The organism is Oceanobacillus profundus (assembly GCF_003515705.1).
Classification (GTDB): Bacteria; Bacillota; Bacilli; order Bacillales; family Amphibacillaceae; genus Oceanobacillus; species Oceanobacillus profundus.
Window position 1 is genome coordinate 26,805 of sequence record NZ_QWEH01000011.1, and the last position, 17,508, is coordinate 44,312.

Annotated in this window: 14 protein-coding genes; 1 reads left to right on the forward strand and 13 read right to left on the reverse strand. The window is 39.2% G+C overall.

Annotation, left to right across the window (positions count from 1 at the left end; translation table 11 throughout):
- Positions 1-63: 63 nt before the first annotated feature.
- Entirely contained in the window at positions 64-1,500 is a 1,437-nt protein-coding gene (locus D1B32_RS15230; protein WP_118889785.1) for a dipeptidase, read from the forward strand.
- A gap of 73 nt (positions 1,501-1,573) precedes the next feature.
- Here D1B32_RS15230 and D1B32_RS15235 read toward each other — a convergent pair whose 3' ends face one another.
- From D1B32_RS15235 to D1B32_RS15295, 13 genes are all read right to left on the reverse strand, one after another.
- Positions 1,574-2,449 carry a superoxide dismutase gene (locus D1B32_RS15235; protein ID WP_118889786.1) on the reverse strand — a complete coding sequence of 292 codons (876 nt, stop codon included), beginning with the start codon at positions 2,447-2,449 and terminating at the stop codon, positions 1,574-1,576.
- Between the two features lie 77 nt (positions 2,450-2,526).
- On the reverse strand, positions 2,527-3,645 hold the full coding sequence (locus tag D1B32_RS15240; protein ID WP_338045035.1) for a M20 family metallopeptidase: 1,119 nt from the start codon (positions 3,643-3,645) through the stop codon (positions 2,527-2,529).
- The gene (locus D1B32_RS15245; RefSeq protein WP_118889788.1) at positions 3,611-4,684 is read right to left on the reverse strand and encodes an ABC transporter ATP-binding protein; all 1,074 of its coding nucleotides are present in this window, start codon (positions 4,682-4,684) and stop codon (positions 3,611-3,613) included. Before D1B32_RS15245 ends, D1B32_RS15240 begins: the two co-directional genes overlap by 35 nt.
- Complete coding sequence (locus D1B32_RS15250) at positions 4,681-5,664, reverse strand: ABC transporter ATP-binding protein (protein ID WP_095310944.1); 984 nt, start codon at positions 5,662-5,664, stop codon at positions 4,681-4,683. The genes D1B32_RS15245 and D1B32_RS15250 overlap by 4 nt, the downstream gene beginning before the upstream one ends.
- A 22-nt stretch (positions 5,665-5,686) precedes the next feature.
- The gene (locus D1B32_RS15255; protein WP_118889850.1) at positions 5,687-6,553 is read right to left on the reverse strand and encodes an ABC transporter permease; all 867 of its coding nucleotides are present in this window, start codon (positions 6,551-6,553) and stop codon (positions 5,687-5,689) included.
- A gap of 61 nt (positions 6,554-6,614) precedes the next feature.
- Complete coding sequence (locus D1B32_RS15260) at positions 6,615-7,532, reverse strand: ABC transporter permease (protein WP_118889789.1); 918 nt, start codon at positions 7,530-7,532, stop codon at positions 6,615-6,617.
- Between the two features lie 65 nt (positions 7,533-7,597).
- Positions 7,598-9,157, reverse strand: a complete 1,560-nt coding sequence (locus D1B32_RS15265; protein ID WP_118889790.1) for an ABC transporter substrate-binding protein — start codon at positions 9,155-9,157, stop codon at positions 7,598-7,600.
- A 484-nt stretch (positions 9,158-9,641) separates the two neighbouring features.
- Complete coding sequence (locus tag D1B32_RS15270; protein WP_095310950.1) at positions 9,642-10,877, reverse strand: Zn-dependent hydrolase; 1,236 nt, start codon at positions 10,875-10,877, stop codon at positions 9,642-9,644.
- Positions 10,878-10,894: 17 nt separating this feature from the next.
- Positions 10,895-11,113 carry a hypothetical protein gene (locus tag D1B32_RS15275; RefSeq protein ID WP_095310952.1) on the reverse strand — a complete coding sequence of 73 codons (219 nt, stop codon included), beginning with the start codon at positions 11,111-11,113 and terminating at the stop codon, positions 10,895-10,897.
- Between the two features lie 199 nt (positions 11,114-11,312).
- Positions 11,313-12,728, reverse strand: a complete 1,416-nt coding sequence (gene hydA / locus D1B32_RS15280; protein ID WP_118889791.1) for a dihydropyrimidinase — start codon at positions 12,726-12,728, stop codon at positions 11,313-11,315.
- Positions 12,729-12,767: 39 nt separating this feature from the next.
- Entirely contained in the window at positions 12,768-14,036 is a 1,269-nt protein-coding gene (gene preA, locus D1B32_RS15285; RefSeq protein ID WP_118889792.1) for an NAD-dependent dihydropyrimidine dehydrogenase subunit PreA, read from the reverse strand.
- A 17-nt stretch (positions 14,037-14,053) separates the two neighbouring features.
- Positions 14,054-15,439 carry an NAD(P)-dependent oxidoreductase gene (locus tag D1B32_RS15290; RefSeq protein WP_118889793.1) on the reverse strand — a complete coding sequence of 462 codons (1,386 nt, stop codon included), beginning with the start codon at positions 15,437-15,439 and terminating at the stop codon, positions 14,054-14,056.
- Positions 15,440-15,970: 531 nt separating this feature from the next.
- Entirely contained in the window at positions 15,971-17,431 is a 1,461-nt protein-coding gene (locus D1B32_RS15295; RefSeq protein ID WP_095310960.1) for a CoA-acylating methylmalonate-semialdehyde dehydrogenase, read from the reverse strand.
- Between the last annotated feature and the right edge of the window lie 77 nt (positions 17,432-17,508).

Sequence of the window (17,508 nt, forward strand, 5' to 3'; positions counted from 1 at the left end):
GCTGTAACTTGAATTTTGATAAATTATGTTGCCTTGTTCAAATCTATGAAAGGAGATTCGATCATGCCTATTTCTCTATTTTGGCTACTCATTACAATGCTATTAACTTTCCCTACTACATTAGGTACACTTGATAATTTTCCTATCCAATTAAAGCACGAATCTCTAGAAAATACGGATAGTATACATAAAACAGCAACAATCGCTGATAGTCATATCGATACGATGATGAATGTACTTAACGAGAGCACATGGCTCCCAGAAGTCGATATTGGTGAAAATACTTCCCTTCATGCTGATATACCGAAGCTTGAGGAAGGTGGTATAAATGTAGGATTTTTCGCAGCATTCACAGAGGGATATTATGATAATAATCCTCGTAGTATTAGTCGTACACTCGCATTAATTCATGCACTTTATTGGATGGAGGAAAATAATCAGGACCATTTTCAAATTGCCAAGACAACATTTGATATTTGGAAAACAATAAAAGCAGGTAAAATTGCAGCCGTCCCTACAATTGAAGGTGCCTATTCTTTAGAAGAGCATAATGCAATTGAATTACTCCATCAATATTACGACCTTGGTATTAAAGCGATTGGTTTTAATTGGAACTATTCCAATGCACTCGGTGAAGGTGCGAATAAAATATATGGAGACCCAGCAAGAACTCCTTCAAATGGTGGCTTAACGAAGCTTGGTGCTCAGGTTGCAACAGAAATGAATAAGCTAGGCATGGTTATTGATGTATCTCATATGTCAGAAAACACGTTTTGGGATGTATTAGAAGTCACCAATGCTCCTATTATGGCAACACACTCTGGTGTCAAAGCGCTAAGAAATCACCAGCGCAACCTAACAGATGAGCAGCTAATCGCCCTTGCTGAAAATGGTGGTGTTGTTGGTATCGTCTTTTATCCAGTATTTTTAACGGATAAACCATCCGCCTATGTTACCGATATCGTTGATCACATTGATTATGCTGTTAATTTAATTGGGATTGATCACGTTGCATTAGGTTCTGACTTTGACGGTTCGGATATGCCTTCAGACTTACAAGATGCAACCGAGCTTTATAAAATTACGGATGAATTACAAAACAGAGGGTATTCTGATGAGGAGATTGAAAAAATCCTTGGAAAAAATACGCTTCGTTTATTGTTAGAAGTTGAAAAATCTGCAACTAGCAATCCATATGCAAAAGGGTTAGATTTCGAAATAAATCCGGAATATAGAATGGGTGAAATGATCGAAGAAACAACGCCAACTTTAGAAGCAACTATTGATGGTCCAGCAAATACAATTGAAACGCTGGATTTCAGAGTAATTGTCGATGGAGTTGCCTATGAACCGGAGTACGATAATAATTCTGCTACACTATCCTTCAAACTGACAGAACCTTTGACCGAGCATTTTCATGTTGTGACATTTGAGGCTGCAGATAAGGATGGAACCGTCCAGCGAGCTACGCGTATTTTCTATTTGAACAAGGAAGCGTAAAATGATACAAGCAAAATAAAATATCAACAGAGATTGATTGTAATCCTGTTGATATTTTTATGCTTTTCTTCTACTAAGCCAATTTCCAGCGCAACGTTTTTGCTTTATGATATCGATCTGCAACTGCTGGCCAATTGACGACGTTCCACCACGCGTCAACATAATCCTTTTTCTCATTTAAATATTGTAAATAGTAAGCATGCTCCCATACATCTAGTACTAATAAAGGAATCATATCTTGCTGGGAAAGATTTTGGTGCTTCTCTGCTTGTAAAATTTCCATTCTTCCTGAACGTGGTGCCCAAACAAGCATCGCCCAGCCTCCACCTTCTACTTGGTCTGCTGCTTGAGTAAAGTGCTCCTTAAACTGTTCAAAACTGCCAAAGTCACGCTCGATTGCTTGGAGTAATTCTCCTTCTGGTTGCCCTCCCGCATCAGGTGCCATAATCTCCCAAAATATCGTATGCAAATAATGCCCAGCACCATTAAAAGCAGCCTCTCGCTCCCAATGTTTAATGAGGTCAAAATCACCTGTTTGTCTTGCTTCTTCCATTTTAATTTCTGCTTTATTTAATCCATCCACATAACTTTGATGATGTTTATCATGGTGTAAATACATAATTTCCTTTGCGATATACGGCTCTAATGCGTCATAAGGGTATGGAAGCGGCGGCAAATGATGTCCACCTATCGGAACAAATGACTGCCTTTTCTCTGCTTGCACAAACACTTCTTTTTGCTCATACAATGCATAAACTTGTTCAACTAATTTAGAGATATACTGTTCATCTATAGTTTCTCGCTCTGCATCTGTAAACATGTGTTCAAATTGATTTAATATGCTAGCAAGCACTTCCTTTGTTTGTCCTTCAAAATGAGACAAATCGCGTTCAAGTTGACCCTTATTTTCCTGATACCATTTCTGCACTTCCATTAAGTATGAACTCATAATTCCCTCCTAATCACCATATTGATATTATCGTATGAGTAAATTGCTTAGATGTTCCTTAAAATTCTGCTGCTTATTTATTCGGAGAGCCGTGAAATCGTCTCTGCCAATAAGAAGCATCTTTCCGTTAAAGAATCTATCTCTAAATATTCATCTTCATTATGGAGCCCCCCACCAACAGGTCCTAGCCCATCCATTGTTGCTACTCCTAAATTAGCGGGGAATGATGCATCAGAGCCACCTCCAGTATGAACAGCTTTCAATTCAATTCCGATTGAGTCTGCAGCATCTTGAATCACCTGTAAAAGTTTCTTGTTTGCTTTATTTAATTCAAGAGGAAGCCGATTAATTCCACCTTTCAACGTAATATTTGTACCTTTTATATCAGGTTTAGCGCAGATCTCTTCAATTCTCTTCCTTACATACTTAGCTTGATCACTACTTGTAATTCGCACATCTACCATGCCTTTTGCTTCAGATGGTACAACATTTACTGCATTTCCACCTTCAATCATACCAACATTAATCGATATTCCCTTTTGCGCATTATTCAGCTGTTGAAGTTTGATAATTTTATGAGCAAGTTCTTCTATCGCACTTTTCCCTTCTTCTGGAGAAACTCCGGAATGTGCTGCTTTTCCTTTCACAGATAAAATATATTTTCCACCTCCGCGTCTTTCCGAGACAATGGAACCATCTTTTCGTGCGGGTTCCATAATAAGTGCATATTTTTTCGTAGCAGAAACTTCCTCAATTAGTTTTCTAGACGTTGGTGAACCAATTTCTTCATCACTATTTAAAATAATCGTTACATTTTTATACGCATTGTTATGCTGATGATGGAGTGCTTTTATTGCATATAATAGTGTTACTAGACTTGACTTCATATCAATAACACCTGGTCCATATGCACGGGTTCCCTTAATGGTAAAAGGGCGCTCACTTACAGTCCCTTCTGGAAAAACAGTATCCATATGTGCAACAAGTAAAATATCAGTTTCTTTATTTTTCTCGTATTCTATGACAACATTATTTCCGTATCGCTTATTCTTCTTTATCGTAACCTGAAAACCCATCTCTCTAAATTGCTTTATCAATATTTCTGCTACTCTATCAATACCTTTTTTATAATACGATCCACTATCAATGTTAACTAATTGTTCAATTAAATCGAGCATCTCCTTTTTTTGATTCAAAATGTACTTCTCCATGATGATTTCCTTCCCTTAGATAGACAATCCCCTTATCCTCCCTTAAGGGATAGTGACACGCTGCGAAATGTCCGGATTCTTTTTCTTCAAATAATGGCTCCTCTTGTGCACAAAGTTCTGTAGCATACGGACAGCGTGGATGAAAAACACAACCTGAAGGTGGATGAACGGCGTTTGGGATATCTCCTTTTATTAATACTCTATGTTCTTTCAAATCCCGCTGTGTGGGGTCTGGCACAGGAATAGCTGCTAAGAGCCCCTTAGTATATGGATGCATCGGCTTTTTAAATAGATTCTCTTTTGTTGTTAACTCAACAATTTTCCCTAAATACATGACAGCGATACGATCACTAATATGTTTCACAACAGGAAGACCATGTGCAATAAAAAGATACGTAATTTGAAGTTCCTTCTGAAGTTTTACAAGTAGATTTAAAATTTGGGATTGAATGGATACATCAAGCGCAGATACAGGTTCATCGCACACAATTAACTTCGGATTCAAGGCAATAGCTCGTGCAATACCAATACGTTGTCTCTGACCTCCGCTAAATTCATGTGGATAACGATTTGCATAGGAAGGATTCAGTCCGACAACCTTCATTAATTCTAGCACGCGTTCTTCAAGTACTTTTTTCGATATTGTTTGATGTGTTCGAATTGGTTCTGCTATTAAATCAAATACACGCATTCGTGGATTAAGGGAGGAATAAGGATCCTGGAAAATAATCTGAATGTCTGATCGTTTCTTTCGCAATGCTTCCCCTTTTAATTTCGTTATATCCTCGCCTTCAAAATAAATCTCTCCTGCGGTTGGTTCTAATAACTGAACAATCATATTACCCGTTGTCGATTTACCACACCCTGATTCTCCAACAATACCGAGTGTTTCCCCCGCATCGATAAAAAAGCTAACATCATTTACTGCTTTTAAATCGTTTTTATTTCTTTTTAAAAAGCCACTTTTAACTTCAAAAGATTTCTTTAATCCTCTCACTTCAAGTAAATGCCCTTTCCCTGTCAAGTTCCTTCCCCCTTTCTTTCATGTAGCCAGCATCTAACCAAATGCCCGGGTTTGACCTCGATTAATTCTGGATGAACCGTTCTGCAGGTTTCCATAACCAAAGCACAACGGTCTGCGAATCGGCAGCCGATTGGATAATCAATTGGATTTGGCACAGAGCCAGGAATAGGTACTAGTTCTTCTTTTAATTCATGCACTTTTGGTGTACTGGAGAGAAGTCCCTTCGTATACGGATGTTTCGGATGCTTAAATAACGTAAAGACATCTGTTTCTTCAACAATTTGACCACCATACATAACGATAACTCGATCCGCCATCTCAGCTACAACACCTAAATCATGTGTAATCAGCAGAATTGATGTTTCGAATTCAATAATTAATTCTTTCATTAAATGAAGTATCTGAGCTTGTATGGTAACATCAAGTGCTGTTGTTGGTTCATCTGCAATTAATAATTCGGGGTTACAGGATAATGCCATTGCAATCATTACTCGTTGTCGCATTCCACCGCTTAAAGCATGCGGATAGGAATGAAACACTCTATCAGGCCGTGGGATGCCAACCTTTGTCAGCATCTCAATCGTCAGCTGCTTTGCTTCTTTTTTACTTTTATGTTGATGCTCGATAATAGATTCTGAAATTTGATTTCCCACTGTAAATACTGGATTTAAAGAGGTTAGCGGTTCTTGGAAGATCATAGCTATTTTATTGCCACGAATTGCTCGCATTTTTTTCATAGAATAGTCTACTAGATTATGGCCTTCAAAGAGGATTTCTCCAGATTCAATTCGACCTGGCGGATCAATCAAACGCATCAGTGATAGTGAGGTTACACTTTTTCCGGATCCTGATTCACCTACAATTGCAAGTATTTCCCCTTTGTTAATCGATAAGGATACATCATCAACCGCGGGCACAGTTCCATCTTCTGTATGAAAATAGGTCCTCAGATTTTTAATGTGAATGAACGGTTCCTTCATTGTTATTCCTCCTTATCGGCGTCTATTTTGTTCGGGGGTCCAGCACATCACGGAGCCAATCACCTAAAAAGATAATACCGAGAACCGTTATGGTTATCGCAATGCCTGGAAAGGTCGCCAACCACCAGCTTGTAGCTAAGTAATCCCTTCCATCACTTAAAACCGTACCCCATGATACGGTCGGGGGCTGTATACCCAACCCTAGAAAACTTAAAGACGATTCTAAGATAATCGTTGACGCTACACTCAATGTTGAAATAACAATAAATGTTGAGATAACATTAGGCAGCAGATGTCTTATTATAATCTTATTATTTTTCACACCAATGGACCTGGCCGCCCTTACAAAATCTCTTTCCTTTATCGATAGAACTTCACCGCGCACCAGTCTTGCATACGATGTCCAATTTGTTAAACCGAGCACAATAATCAGCGTGATAATACTCGGTCCAAAAACGGCTAAAAAGACGAGTGAAAAAAGAATGGTTGGTATGGCGAGAAATGAATCTACAAAGCGCATTAAAATATTATCTAAAAGCCCACCGTAAAACCCGGCAATTAATCCGATACAGACACCAATTATTCCAGATAATAGAACTGCCGCAATCCCGACAAGCAATGATACTTGAGAACCGTAAATTATTCGGCTTAAAATATCTCTCCCTAGATTATCTGTTCCAAGTAAATGTTCTGCGCTTCCCCCTTCCATCCATGAAGGCGGTACATGCAATCCCCCCGGATTAATAGCATTTGGATCATGCGGTGCAAGTATTGGTGCAAAAACAGCTACGAGGGTTATAAAGAACACAATGAGAAGTCCTACTGTTCCTGTCTTACTTCTGAGAAGCAGCTTACTCCATCTTTTGATTGTTCCATTTCGTTTTCTCATATAAACTTGAGAATCTGCATCAATTATTGCTTTCGATTGCTCTCCCAATCACTTCGACCTCCTAATTCAATTTAATACGAGGGTCAAGGATGCGGTAAATGATATCAGCTAACAGATTCATCAGTATGACAATCGCTGCAATAATCATGACACATGCCTGAACAATCGCCATGTCACGCGTATTGACTGCCTGTATTAGTAATTGTCCTATTCCCGGCCATGCGAATACCGTTTCGGTGATTAGGGCTCCGCCAATCAGTGTTGATGTTTGTAGTGCGGTTATCGTTACAAAAGGAATAAGCGCGTTACGAAAAGCATGTTTATAAATCACGTGCACCGATTTAATTCCTTTGCTTTTGGCAGTCCGTATATAATCCTGATTTAATATTTCGAGCATGCTTGAACGTATCAGCCTTGTCATTTCAGCAGCAATCCCTGTTCCTAATGTGATAGCAGGAAGAATCAGGTGAGCAATACTCCCTCTTCCCGATACCGGTAATACACCTAATGTTACCGAGAACAATAAAATCAGCATAATACCAAGCCAAAAATTCGGCATCGCTTTTCCAACAACTGCAGCACCAGTAGCAATTAAATCAATACTTGAATTTTGTTTTGTCGCGGACCAGATTCCAAATGGTATAGCTATCATAATTGCAATCACAATCGCTGCAATCGCTAACTCAAACGTAGCCGGAAGCCGTTCTAAAACGACAGATAACGCATCTTGTCCATAGCGAAAAGATTCTCCAAAATCCCCTTGAATCATACGAAAAACATAGTTTCCATACTGTATATAAAAGGGTTCATTTAGTCCAAGCGATTCTCGCAACTGTTCAATTTCTTCCAATGCAGCATCCTCTGGAAGCATGAGCGCAACAGGGTCACCAGCAATAAAAACGAGTGTAAAAACAATAAATGAAATGATTAGTAAGACTGGAATAATTTGCAGCATTCTCCTTACGATGTAATGCATCATCTGTCGCCACCTTCCTGTTAGGTATGGAAAGGAAGAGTGGAGACATTCCCCACCCTTAGCAAGTGCTACTTTCTAGTAATCGAATCGATATAAATCATCTCATCCATCGTTGGCTTATAATCAATGTGATCAACCACCCCTATATTTATTGACTCTTGGTGCAAGACAAGGTGTGCAACATCTTCAGCAAGCAGTTCTTGAATTTTTATATATTGCTCATTTCTCTCCTCTGCATCCATATTTTGTTCAGCAGCTGCTAGCAATTCCTCTACTTCATCATTTCGATAATCAAGCTGTCCGATAAAACGATCATACCGGTAATAATCAAGTGCATTTGCGGCATCAAACATCGAATTACCAAGCCCTAATAAATAAGCGTCTTTGTTTTCTCCAGCGTTTCGCAGTTCAAGATAATTACTCCACTCCATAAATTCGATATTTATTGTTACTCCTATTTCTGCTAACATTCCAGCTACCATCTCTGCAATTTCCGCATCCTGCAAGTAACGTCCTCTAGGTGAATGAAGTGTCATTTCAAATCCATCTTTAAACCCGGCTTCAGCTAATAATTCCTTTGCTCTTTCCGGATCATAATTATACGTATTATATAAATGCTCTGCATGACCAACATCGCCCGGACCAACACGAGTTATCGTTGGTGTACCAGCACCTCCTAGTATATTGTCTACAATTGCTTGATTGTCGATTGCTAAATCTAGCGCTTCACGCACTCTCCTGTCTTCTGTTGGATAACCTTCCGTCGACCTTAAGAAAATCATTAATGTTCGATTGGAAATTCCTTGTGTTAAATAGGTCCCTTCATTTTCATTTACTCGCACCCAATCACTAGGTGGAATATTGACAGCCATATCGACCCCACCTGTCAGTAATTCGGAAACCCGTGTTGAATTTTCTGGAATAATCCGATAAACAATTTCATCCCATTCTTCATTTTTCTCATCAAAATAATCCCCATATGTTTTCAGCACAATCCGGTCATCCCGAACCCATTCGACAAACTCAAACGGCCCAGTCCCTATTGGATTTGCAAGAAAATGATCGAAGCCATTTTCTTCAATATAATTTGCAGGTAAAATACTTGAGCCAATTCTTGAAATACGATTTAACAGGGCAGGATCTGGTTCATGTGTATGAATACGAAATGTAGTGTCATCGATAACTTCAACCTCCTTAATTGTTTTATAGTTCGCATGGTCAAGCAGTGTCGTATCAGTTGCTACACGTTCCAGCGAATACTTGACATCAGCTGAAGTTAAGGCGTCACCATTATGAAACGTCACCCCATCCTTCAATTTAAATTCCCATGTTAAGTCATCGATATTTTCATAGCTTTCCGCTAAATCCGGCTCCATTTCTCCTGTTTCGTTATTTCGTTTTACCAAATAATTAAACATATTAATATGAATAGCTTCTGTTGAGGTATTATTGTGATTATGCACATCAAACGATACCATGTCTGTGCCGAGTGCAATTGTTAGTGTACGATTATCTTCGTTACCTTCTTCCGTTTTACCAGCTTCCCCATTTTTTTCACCAGTACAACCAACTAAAAGCCCGATTGCAATAAACAGGATACAGATAAACCAAAGCTGTTTTCTCTTCATCTTATTGCCCCCTTTTGAAAAAAATTCTATTTCTATTGAAAATCAGTAAACCCATTATTTATTTTATTAAGGTGTAATGTCATTGGGAGAACTAGCGGATTGATGCGATGGATATACTATGAAAGTTGGCTGGCGAGAGGATAGATTAGAACTTCGGTTATATTCAATTGATTATATGTTATGGGATAAAAATTGATGATTATTTTTCGATAGGGGTGGGTTCGAATCGTTGGGATTTAAATTAATGTTATGTCCATGAAAAAGATGAGTAAGAAACAGTCATTCTACTCATCTTTTTCATGGCTTAGAAAACTATAAAATTTTAGTACTGTGGATAATTCAGGCCCCGAAACAGCCAGGTTCACGAAGCGCTAACTTTTTGTTATTCGTTATTAAGGAAATTTTCCAAATTACTATCGGCTAAGTGACCGGAACCCTGTCTCTTTTAGATTTGATATCAAGCAGGTATGCTTTTAATATTGCTTTAAATGCTGGATAAATCCAAAACTGTCTGTAAAACGACATTTACCCCTCGTTCACAATCTTCCCAGGATGTTAGTTCATCTTCGGCGTGGCTTTTTCCATTAACGCTTGGCACAAAGACCATAGCAGCAGGTAGAAATGTCGCAATGAATTGCGCGTCATGTCCCGCACCGCTTGGTATGCGTTTATACGAGTAGTCTAGGGACCTGCAGGATTCCTCTAAAGCGTCTACAAGTTTTTCATTAAACCACACTGTATCACGGTCCCAGAGTTTCGTTACCTTTACTTCACATTTTTCTTTTGTGTCCGATTCCGTTAATCCTTGAATAATGTCCTCAACTTGACTGATTGTAGCCGCTTCTTTATGACGAGCTTCAAGTGTGAAAACGACTTTATTTGGAATCACTGTATGGATATTCGGACTAACATTCATCCGGCCTATGGTATAAACAAGATCACTGTCCAATTTACTCATTTGCTCTCGTATTTCATTGATTAAGGAATTGGTTGCAAATAAGGCATCTTTTCTCATTTGCATTGGAGTAGTACCCGCATGGTCAGAATCTCCAACTACTTCAATTTCATAGCAGCACATGCCTACCACACATTCTACTACTCCGATATTGATGAATTCACTTTCTAAAACAGGACCTTGTTCAATATGCAGTTCCAAAAAAGCCTTTGCATCTGTCAGGCGGTTTTCTTTATTTCCTTTATAACCACTTGCATGTAAAGATTCGGCAAATGTGATGCCATTTTTATCGGTCGACCTCAACATCTCATCTTTATCGAACCTTCCTGATAAGACCCCTGAAGCCATCAGCGAAGGTTCGAATCTAGCACCTTCTTCATTGGTGATATTAGCTACCACGATTGGAATCTGTGGCTTGATATTATTTTCGACCAATACTCTTACTACCTCAAGGCCAGTTAAAACACCTAGTACACCGTCAAATCTTCCCCCTTTTTCTACGGAGTCCAAATGCGATCCGATAACAATTGGGGGCTTGTCATTTTCCACTCCTTCTAGCGTCGCATACATATTACCCATATCATCCCATTTTACCGTCATCCCTAACGCTTCACAGACAGATTTAAAATGATCCCTTACTTTTATATCAATTTCGGATAATGCTAAACGAGTGACACCGTTATTATCTGTTCTTCCATAGTCTGCAAATTCTTCCACCGTTCGTTTTAATCTTTCTCCATTAATTAATACTTTTTGTTTCTCCACCGTAACTCCTCCTGGTTTTATTGTTTTTGAAGTTGTCGTTTAATTAGTAGTGTCGTTACATACTTTCTACTATCAGCATTCAAAAGCAGAATGGACTTCATTTTGATTAAGCCCTCTTTTCGGAACTCCACCTTATCACCGTCCAAACTCCCTGTAATCGCAGTGATTTTATAACCGTTATTAACAAACTCATCAATTAGCTGTTTTTCTTGTAAAAACGCTTGATAGCTTGACAATGTGATCCCCCTAATCTAATCATTCTATTTTTTGCTGCTAAGATAGCATTTTCTAAATCCTATCTAGGGACTTTAAGTAAGAGCGATATCCCTTTCCTGAATACAATCCACCCTCTCTTCATTTTTTTGTAAATTAAAACTGAAAAGCTGCTCCATTATTTATTCATCAAGCAGCTACAGGAGATTTCATGAAGTTCATTTAAATGCTTTTAACTTTTTCTTCTTCATTCATTTGCACAGAATTAAATTTGGCTCGTTTTAAGAACTTCCCTGTCCCTGGTTTGGCTATTAATTCCTTGTCCTTGATGACATATTCTCCGCGAGATAGAACTGTTACGGGCTGACCAATTACCCTCATCCCTTCCAAGGCGCTATAATCAACGGCCGAATGATGTGTATCAACGGAAAACGTACGTTCCACATTTGGATCGAACAGGACGATGTCAGCATCTGTCCCAGGCGCAATCGTTCCTTTTTGCGGGAATAACCCAAACAATTTGGCAGCCTGCGTTGAGACCATGTCAACAAATTGATTAATAGAAATGCGCCCTTTTTTCACGCCTTCAGAGAATAGAACGCTAAAACGATCTTCGACAAATGGCCCACCATTTGGAATCTTAGTAAAGTCACCTTTTCCTAAATCCTTTTGTCCATCAAAGTCGAAGGAACAATGGTCGGAACCAATCGTTTGCAGTTCTCCACTTTTCAAGGCATTCCACAATACTTCCTGGTTAGATTTATCGCGTAATGGCGGAGACCATACATATTTTGCACCTTCAAAATTAGCTTTTTCCAGATAGGTTTGATCAAGTACTAAATATTGGGGGCAAGTTTCTCCGTAAACAGAGAATCCTTTGCTTCTAGCTTCAGCAATTTGTTCCACTGCTTCTTTACAAGTGACGTGCACTACATATAATTGAGAATTAGCTAATGCCGTTAACTTCGCAGCACGGCCTGTTGCTTCACCTTCCAGTTCTGGTGGGCGAGTTAAGGCGTGATAGATTGGATCTGTCTTGCCTGCTTTTAACGCTTCTTGTGTCAAGTGTTCGATAACATCCCCATTTTCTGCATGTACCATAACTAATCCACCATGGTCTTTTGCAGTAATTAGGGTTTGGAAAAGTGTTTCATCATCTGCTTGTAAAACATTTTTGTAAGCCATAAATACTTTAAAGGAAGTCACTCCTTCTTCAATTATAGAAGGTATCTCCTGTAAGACATTTTCATTTGCTTCTACGATTTGTAAATGAAATCCATAGTCAATCACTGCTCTGCCTTCTGATTTAGCATGCCATTTTTCCAAAGCACTTTTCAGCGGTTTTCCTTTTTCTGTTAAACAGAAGTCTATAACCGTCGTTGTTCCACCGTATGCAGCTGCAATGGTCCCGCTTTCAAAATCATCTTTTGTTACAGTTCCACCAAATGGCATCTCCATATGAGTATGCGGATCAATGCCTCCAGGGAAAACATAAAGTCCTGTTGCATCAATAACTTCTGCATAGACATCACTTAAATCCTGACCAATCGCTTTTACTTTTTCATCTTCAATTAATACGTCCGCTTGATACGTGTCTGTTGCTGTGACAATCGTTCCATTTTTAATAATTTTTTTCATCTATGATTCCTCCCTCATATAAAATTCTATCGACAGTAATTAGCGTCTTTCCAGTATCTCAATTGCTGCTTGACGGTCATTCCAGGACATCGGGGCTTCAGTTGGAATTAAATCAATCATGTCAATCGCGCCATCCACCGGACAAACGATGGAGCATAGATTACAGCCAACACAATCATCTTCTCTTACCCTCAGAATATCATTTCCATTTTCATCTGTAAGCATATCAATACATTGATGGGATGTATCTTCACAGGCTATATGACATTTATTACAATTAATGCAGACATCATTATTTATACGGGCAACCACCTTATGATTTAAATCCAGGTTACTCCAGTCCGTATACTTTTCAACAGATTTTCCTATTATGTCACTTAGGGAATCAATTCCCTTTTCATCCAGATAATTTTCCAAGCCCTCTGTTAAATCATCAATAATCCGGAATCCGTGATGCATCGCTGCTGTACATACTTGTACACCACCAGCACCCATCAGCATAAATTCCACGGTATCTCGCCACGTAGAAATTCCACCAATTCCCGATATCGGGATATTCACTTCCGGATTTCTTGCGCACTCTCCAACCATATTTAATGCAATTGGTTTCACTGCTGGTCCGCAATAACCACCGTGTGCCCCTTTTCCATTCACATTTGGAAGCGTGTTCCATGTATCCAAATCTACACCTATTAAACTATTAATCGTGTTAATCAAACTGATGGCGTCTGCCCCACCTCGAGCAGCAGCTTTTGCTGTTGCTGTTATATCTGTAATGTTTGGAGTCAGTTTCGTGATAACTGGAACCTCAGCAGCTTCCTTGGCATACATTGTCGTCATTTCTACTAAATCTGGATGCTGACCAATAGCTGAACCCATTCCTCTTTCAGACATGCCATGTGGACAGCCAAGATTTAGCTCAAACCCATCAACTCCGACGTCCTGAACTCTTTTTACAATCTCATGCCATTTTTCACGCTTAGGCTCTACCATCAAGGAAGCGATAATGACACGTTCAGGAAAAAGTTTCTTCGTTTCATAGATTTCTTTCAAATTAACATCTAGTGGTCGATCTGAGATTAATTCTATATTGTTAAAACCAGCAACTCGCTGTCCGTTAAAATGAGAGGCACCAAATCGAGAGGTGACATTTAATACTGGTTCTCCTAATGTTTTCCATACAGCCCCTCCCCATCCTGCTTCAAAAGCACGCTGTACTTGATATCCGGTATTCGTCGGGGGTGCAGATGCCAGCCAGTACGGATTAGGTGATTTGATTCCAGCAAAATTAATACTTATATCAGCCATTTACATCCTCCTTATATTTAATTAACTCTATTATGCATATCTGTTACAGATTCTTTAAAGCGTTCGTGAATTGCTAATGCCGTATCTTTTCCTTGTTGAGCAGCAGTTACGACCATTGCTTCTCCAAGCCCTTTGCCAAAAATCATATCTCCTGCAGCATACACTTTTGGATTAGATGTGATAAAAGTTTCTGGGTCAACTTTTACAACTCCGCCATTATGATTCAAACCAAAAGCCTCAATCATTTTCATATGTCTTGTTTGACCAATGGCTTTGACAACGATATCTACATCCATCAAGAATTCGGATCCTTCTTTTTCCACTGGTCGAGGGCGTCCATCTCCTTCAGCTTCATGTAACTCCATCTTCACGCATTCCATTTGTTTTACATGCCCATTTTCATCACTGATAAGACGTTTTGGATTGGTCAACCATCTAAATTCCACACCATCCTGTTTGGCAAACTCATATTCAAAATCATAAGCAGTCATTTCAGCTTCCGTTCTACGGTAAAGAATTTTCACATTGTCAGCACCAAGTCTCACAGACGTTGTCGCACCATCAACTGCGGTATTCCCTGCACCGATAACAGCAACACATTTTCCAATAAACTCCTCTGCATAATCACCATTTTTCGTTCTTTCTACCAAGTCAATAGCGTCGTATATTCCTTCTAGTTCCTCGCCTTCAATTCCAAGCATTGGAACTTTGGACATTCCAATAGCTAGTACTATCGCATCATATTGTTCTACAAGATCATCCGCAAGAATATCCTTGCCGATTTCGGTATTCGTTCGAATTTCCACTCCTAAATTTTCCACTTGTTCCACTTCCCAAAGTGAAATATCTTTCGGTAGACGGAAAGGAACAATTCCAAATGTATCTAACCCACCAGCTTCACTTTTGGCTTCAAATATAGTTACTTCATAACCTAATCGAGCCAATTCACGTGCCGTTGATAAGCCAGCAGGTCCACTGCCGACAATAGCAACCGTTTTTCCATTCTTTTCACCTGCCTTAAATAATACTTCTTCATTCTTAATGGCCCAATCTGTAGCAAATCGTTGCAAATCCCCAATTGGAATAGGTTTGGTAGATTGATTTAGTACACAGGCTCCTTCACAAAGTTCTTCTGTAGGACAAACTCGTGCACAACTAGCCCCGACAGGATTTGAATTCATAATCGTTGTTGCAGACCCCTTCAAGTTCCCAGAAGCAATCTTTTTAATGAACCCCGGTATATCAATCCCTGTTGGGCATGCTGTGATACAAGGTGCGTCATAACAATATAAACACCGATTCGCTTCATCCAGTGCTTCCTCGGTGTTAAAACTTGTTTTAGATTCCTCAAAGTTTGCTGCAAGCACCTCACCTGATATAAGATTTTTTAATAAATCACTCAATGATAAACCTCCCTTTATAACTCTTTTTAAAAATGAAATAGAAGATTACTATATACTTATGCGGTAACCTATTAGCAAATCACCATTTTAACTATAGCAATCTTCTTCATTAAAGCTTATTTGCTTATATTGCTGGAAATAATTATATAAATTCACTAGTGGTGTAAGAGAAGATCGAGAAAAGTGTGATGCCAAAAATTTAATTAGTATGACGTGAATTTAATAGAGGGTATCTTTCATCCGTTTCACAATATATCGAATATTACATTAATTAATTTTAATAATTTAATCTTAACAACGGCCGACAATTTCGAAGAATTTTCTTCCTTTTTTTTGACATTAGAAAAATTTATATTTTACTTATGTCAAGCTAATTATACGGGGGCCAGATCGAATATTTTCTGTAACCGATCCCCCAAACAGATTAAATTTATTTTATCCTTCCTTCGCTATTCCTTGAACTTTACTTCAAAACTTAACAGAGCTTACCATTAACAATTCTGATAAGCTCCGTTATATGTTACCTAGGTGTTAAACCCACTTCGTCGTAATAACTTTCTTCCTCGTATAAAAATGCAATCCATCTTTTCCGTTCGCATGAAGGTCGCCATAAAACGAATCTTTCCATCCAGAGAATGGGAAGAATGCCATTGGTGCAGGTACTCCGATATTGACACCAAGCATACCTGCATCAATTGTCTCTCGGAACCGACGAACACTTCCACCATCCTTGGTGAAAATACAAGCACCGTTCGCAAAACGGGATTGATTGGATAAATCAATTGCATCATCCAAATCCTTCACACGCGCGATTGATAATACTGGTGCGAAGATTTCATCCTGCCAGATTTTCATTTCTGAGGTTACGTTATCGAAAATGGTTGGTCCAACAAAGTAGCCTTTTTGCTGAACTGCTTCATCATTTCGACCATCACGCACAAGTTTTGCTCCTTCTTGTTCTCCTGTTTCAATATAGTTCAGTGTTCGCTCTTTATGTTGCTCTCGAATCACTGGTCCTAGGAATACACCATCATCTAGCCCATTGCCAATTTCGATTTCATTGGCTTTTTGCGTTAACAGAGAAATAAATTCATCCGCAACGGAATCTTCAACCGCAACGACTGATGCTGCCATACAACGTTCACCAGCGGAACCAAATGCTGCATTCATGATTTGTGTTGTTGCATTATCCAAGTTAGCATCTGCCAGAACGATCGAATGGTTTTTAGCCCCAGCTAAAGCCTGCACGCGCTTCAGGTTATCCGTTCCGCGTTTGTATACATATTCTGCCACAGGCTGCGATCCAACAAAAGAGATTGCTGCTACTTTTTTATGATCCAGTAAACCATTAACGACGTCATGTGCTCCATGCACAATATTAAACACACCTTCTGGTAAACCTGCTTCCTCTAGTAACTCTGCTAAACGATTTGCTAAAAGCGGGGTACGTTCAGATGGCTTTAAAACAAACGTATTTCCAGTTGCGATTGCCATCGGGAACATCCAGCAAGGCACCATCATTGGAAAGTTAAATGGCGTAATCCCACCAATAACACCGATTGGATAGCGGTATACACCAGACTCTAATTCTGTTGCAATCGATGGAAGCTGTTCTCCCATCATTAAGGACGGGGCACCTGCAGCAAACTCTACATTCTCAATTCCACGTTGCACTTCACCATATGCTTCCGCGTAACTTTTTCCATTTTCAATCGTAATGATTTTCGCTAATTCTTCCCAATTGTCTACGAGCAACTGCTGATATTTAAATAGAATACGGGCACGTTTTGGGACCGCTACTTCTTTCCATGATTGGAACGCCTCAGCGGCTACCTGTACTGCATGATCAACATCCTCTTTCGTTGAGACAGGTACGTTTGCAATCACCTCACCTGTTGCTGGATTGTACACGGCTTCCGTTTTATCTGTATTCGCTTCTACCCATTTTCCACCGATATAGTTTTTAACTTCTTTTACTGCTGTTTGTGTCAATTGAAATCCTCCTAGCTTCATCTTTTAGAAATATAGATTTCTTCTAGTCTAGCATTTTTATCCCAATAGGTTGACTA

What these genes read in the sequence shown, in the direction of transcription:
- D1B32_RS15260 (WP_118889789.1), bottom strand. Translation starts at nt 7,532, where the DNA reads ATGATGCATTACATCGTAAGGAGAATGCTGCAAATTATTCCAGTCTTA.
- D1B32_RS15235 (WP_118889786.1), bottom strand. Translation starts at nt 2,449, where the DNA reads ATGAGTTCATACTTAATGGAAGTGCAGAAATGGTATCAGGAAAATAAG.
- preA (WP_118889792.1), bottom strand. Translation starts at nt 14,036, where the DNA reads ATGGCTGATATAAGTATTAATTTTGCTGGAATCAAATCACCTAATCCG.
- D1B32_RS15255 (WP_118889850.1), bottom strand. Translation starts at nt 6,553, where the DNA reads ATGAGAAAACGAAATGGAACAATCAAAAGATGGAGTAAGCTGCTTCTC.
- hydA (WP_118889791.1), bottom strand. Translation starts at nt 12,728, where the DNA reads ATGAAAAAAATTATTAAAAATGGAACGATTGTCACAGCAACAGACACG.
- D1B32_RS15230 (WP_118889785.1), top strand. Translation starts at nt 64, where the DNA reads ATGCCTATTTCTCTATTTTGGCTACTCATTACAATGCTATTAACTTTC.
- D1B32_RS15250 (WP_095310944.1), bottom strand. Translation starts at nt 5,664, where the DNA reads ATGAAGGAACCGTTCATTCACATTAAAAATCTGAGGACCTATTTTCAT.
- D1B32_RS15265 (WP_118889790.1), bottom strand. Translation starts at nt 9,157, where the DNA reads ATGAAGAGAAAACAGCTTTGGTTTATCTGTATCCTGTTTATTGCAATC.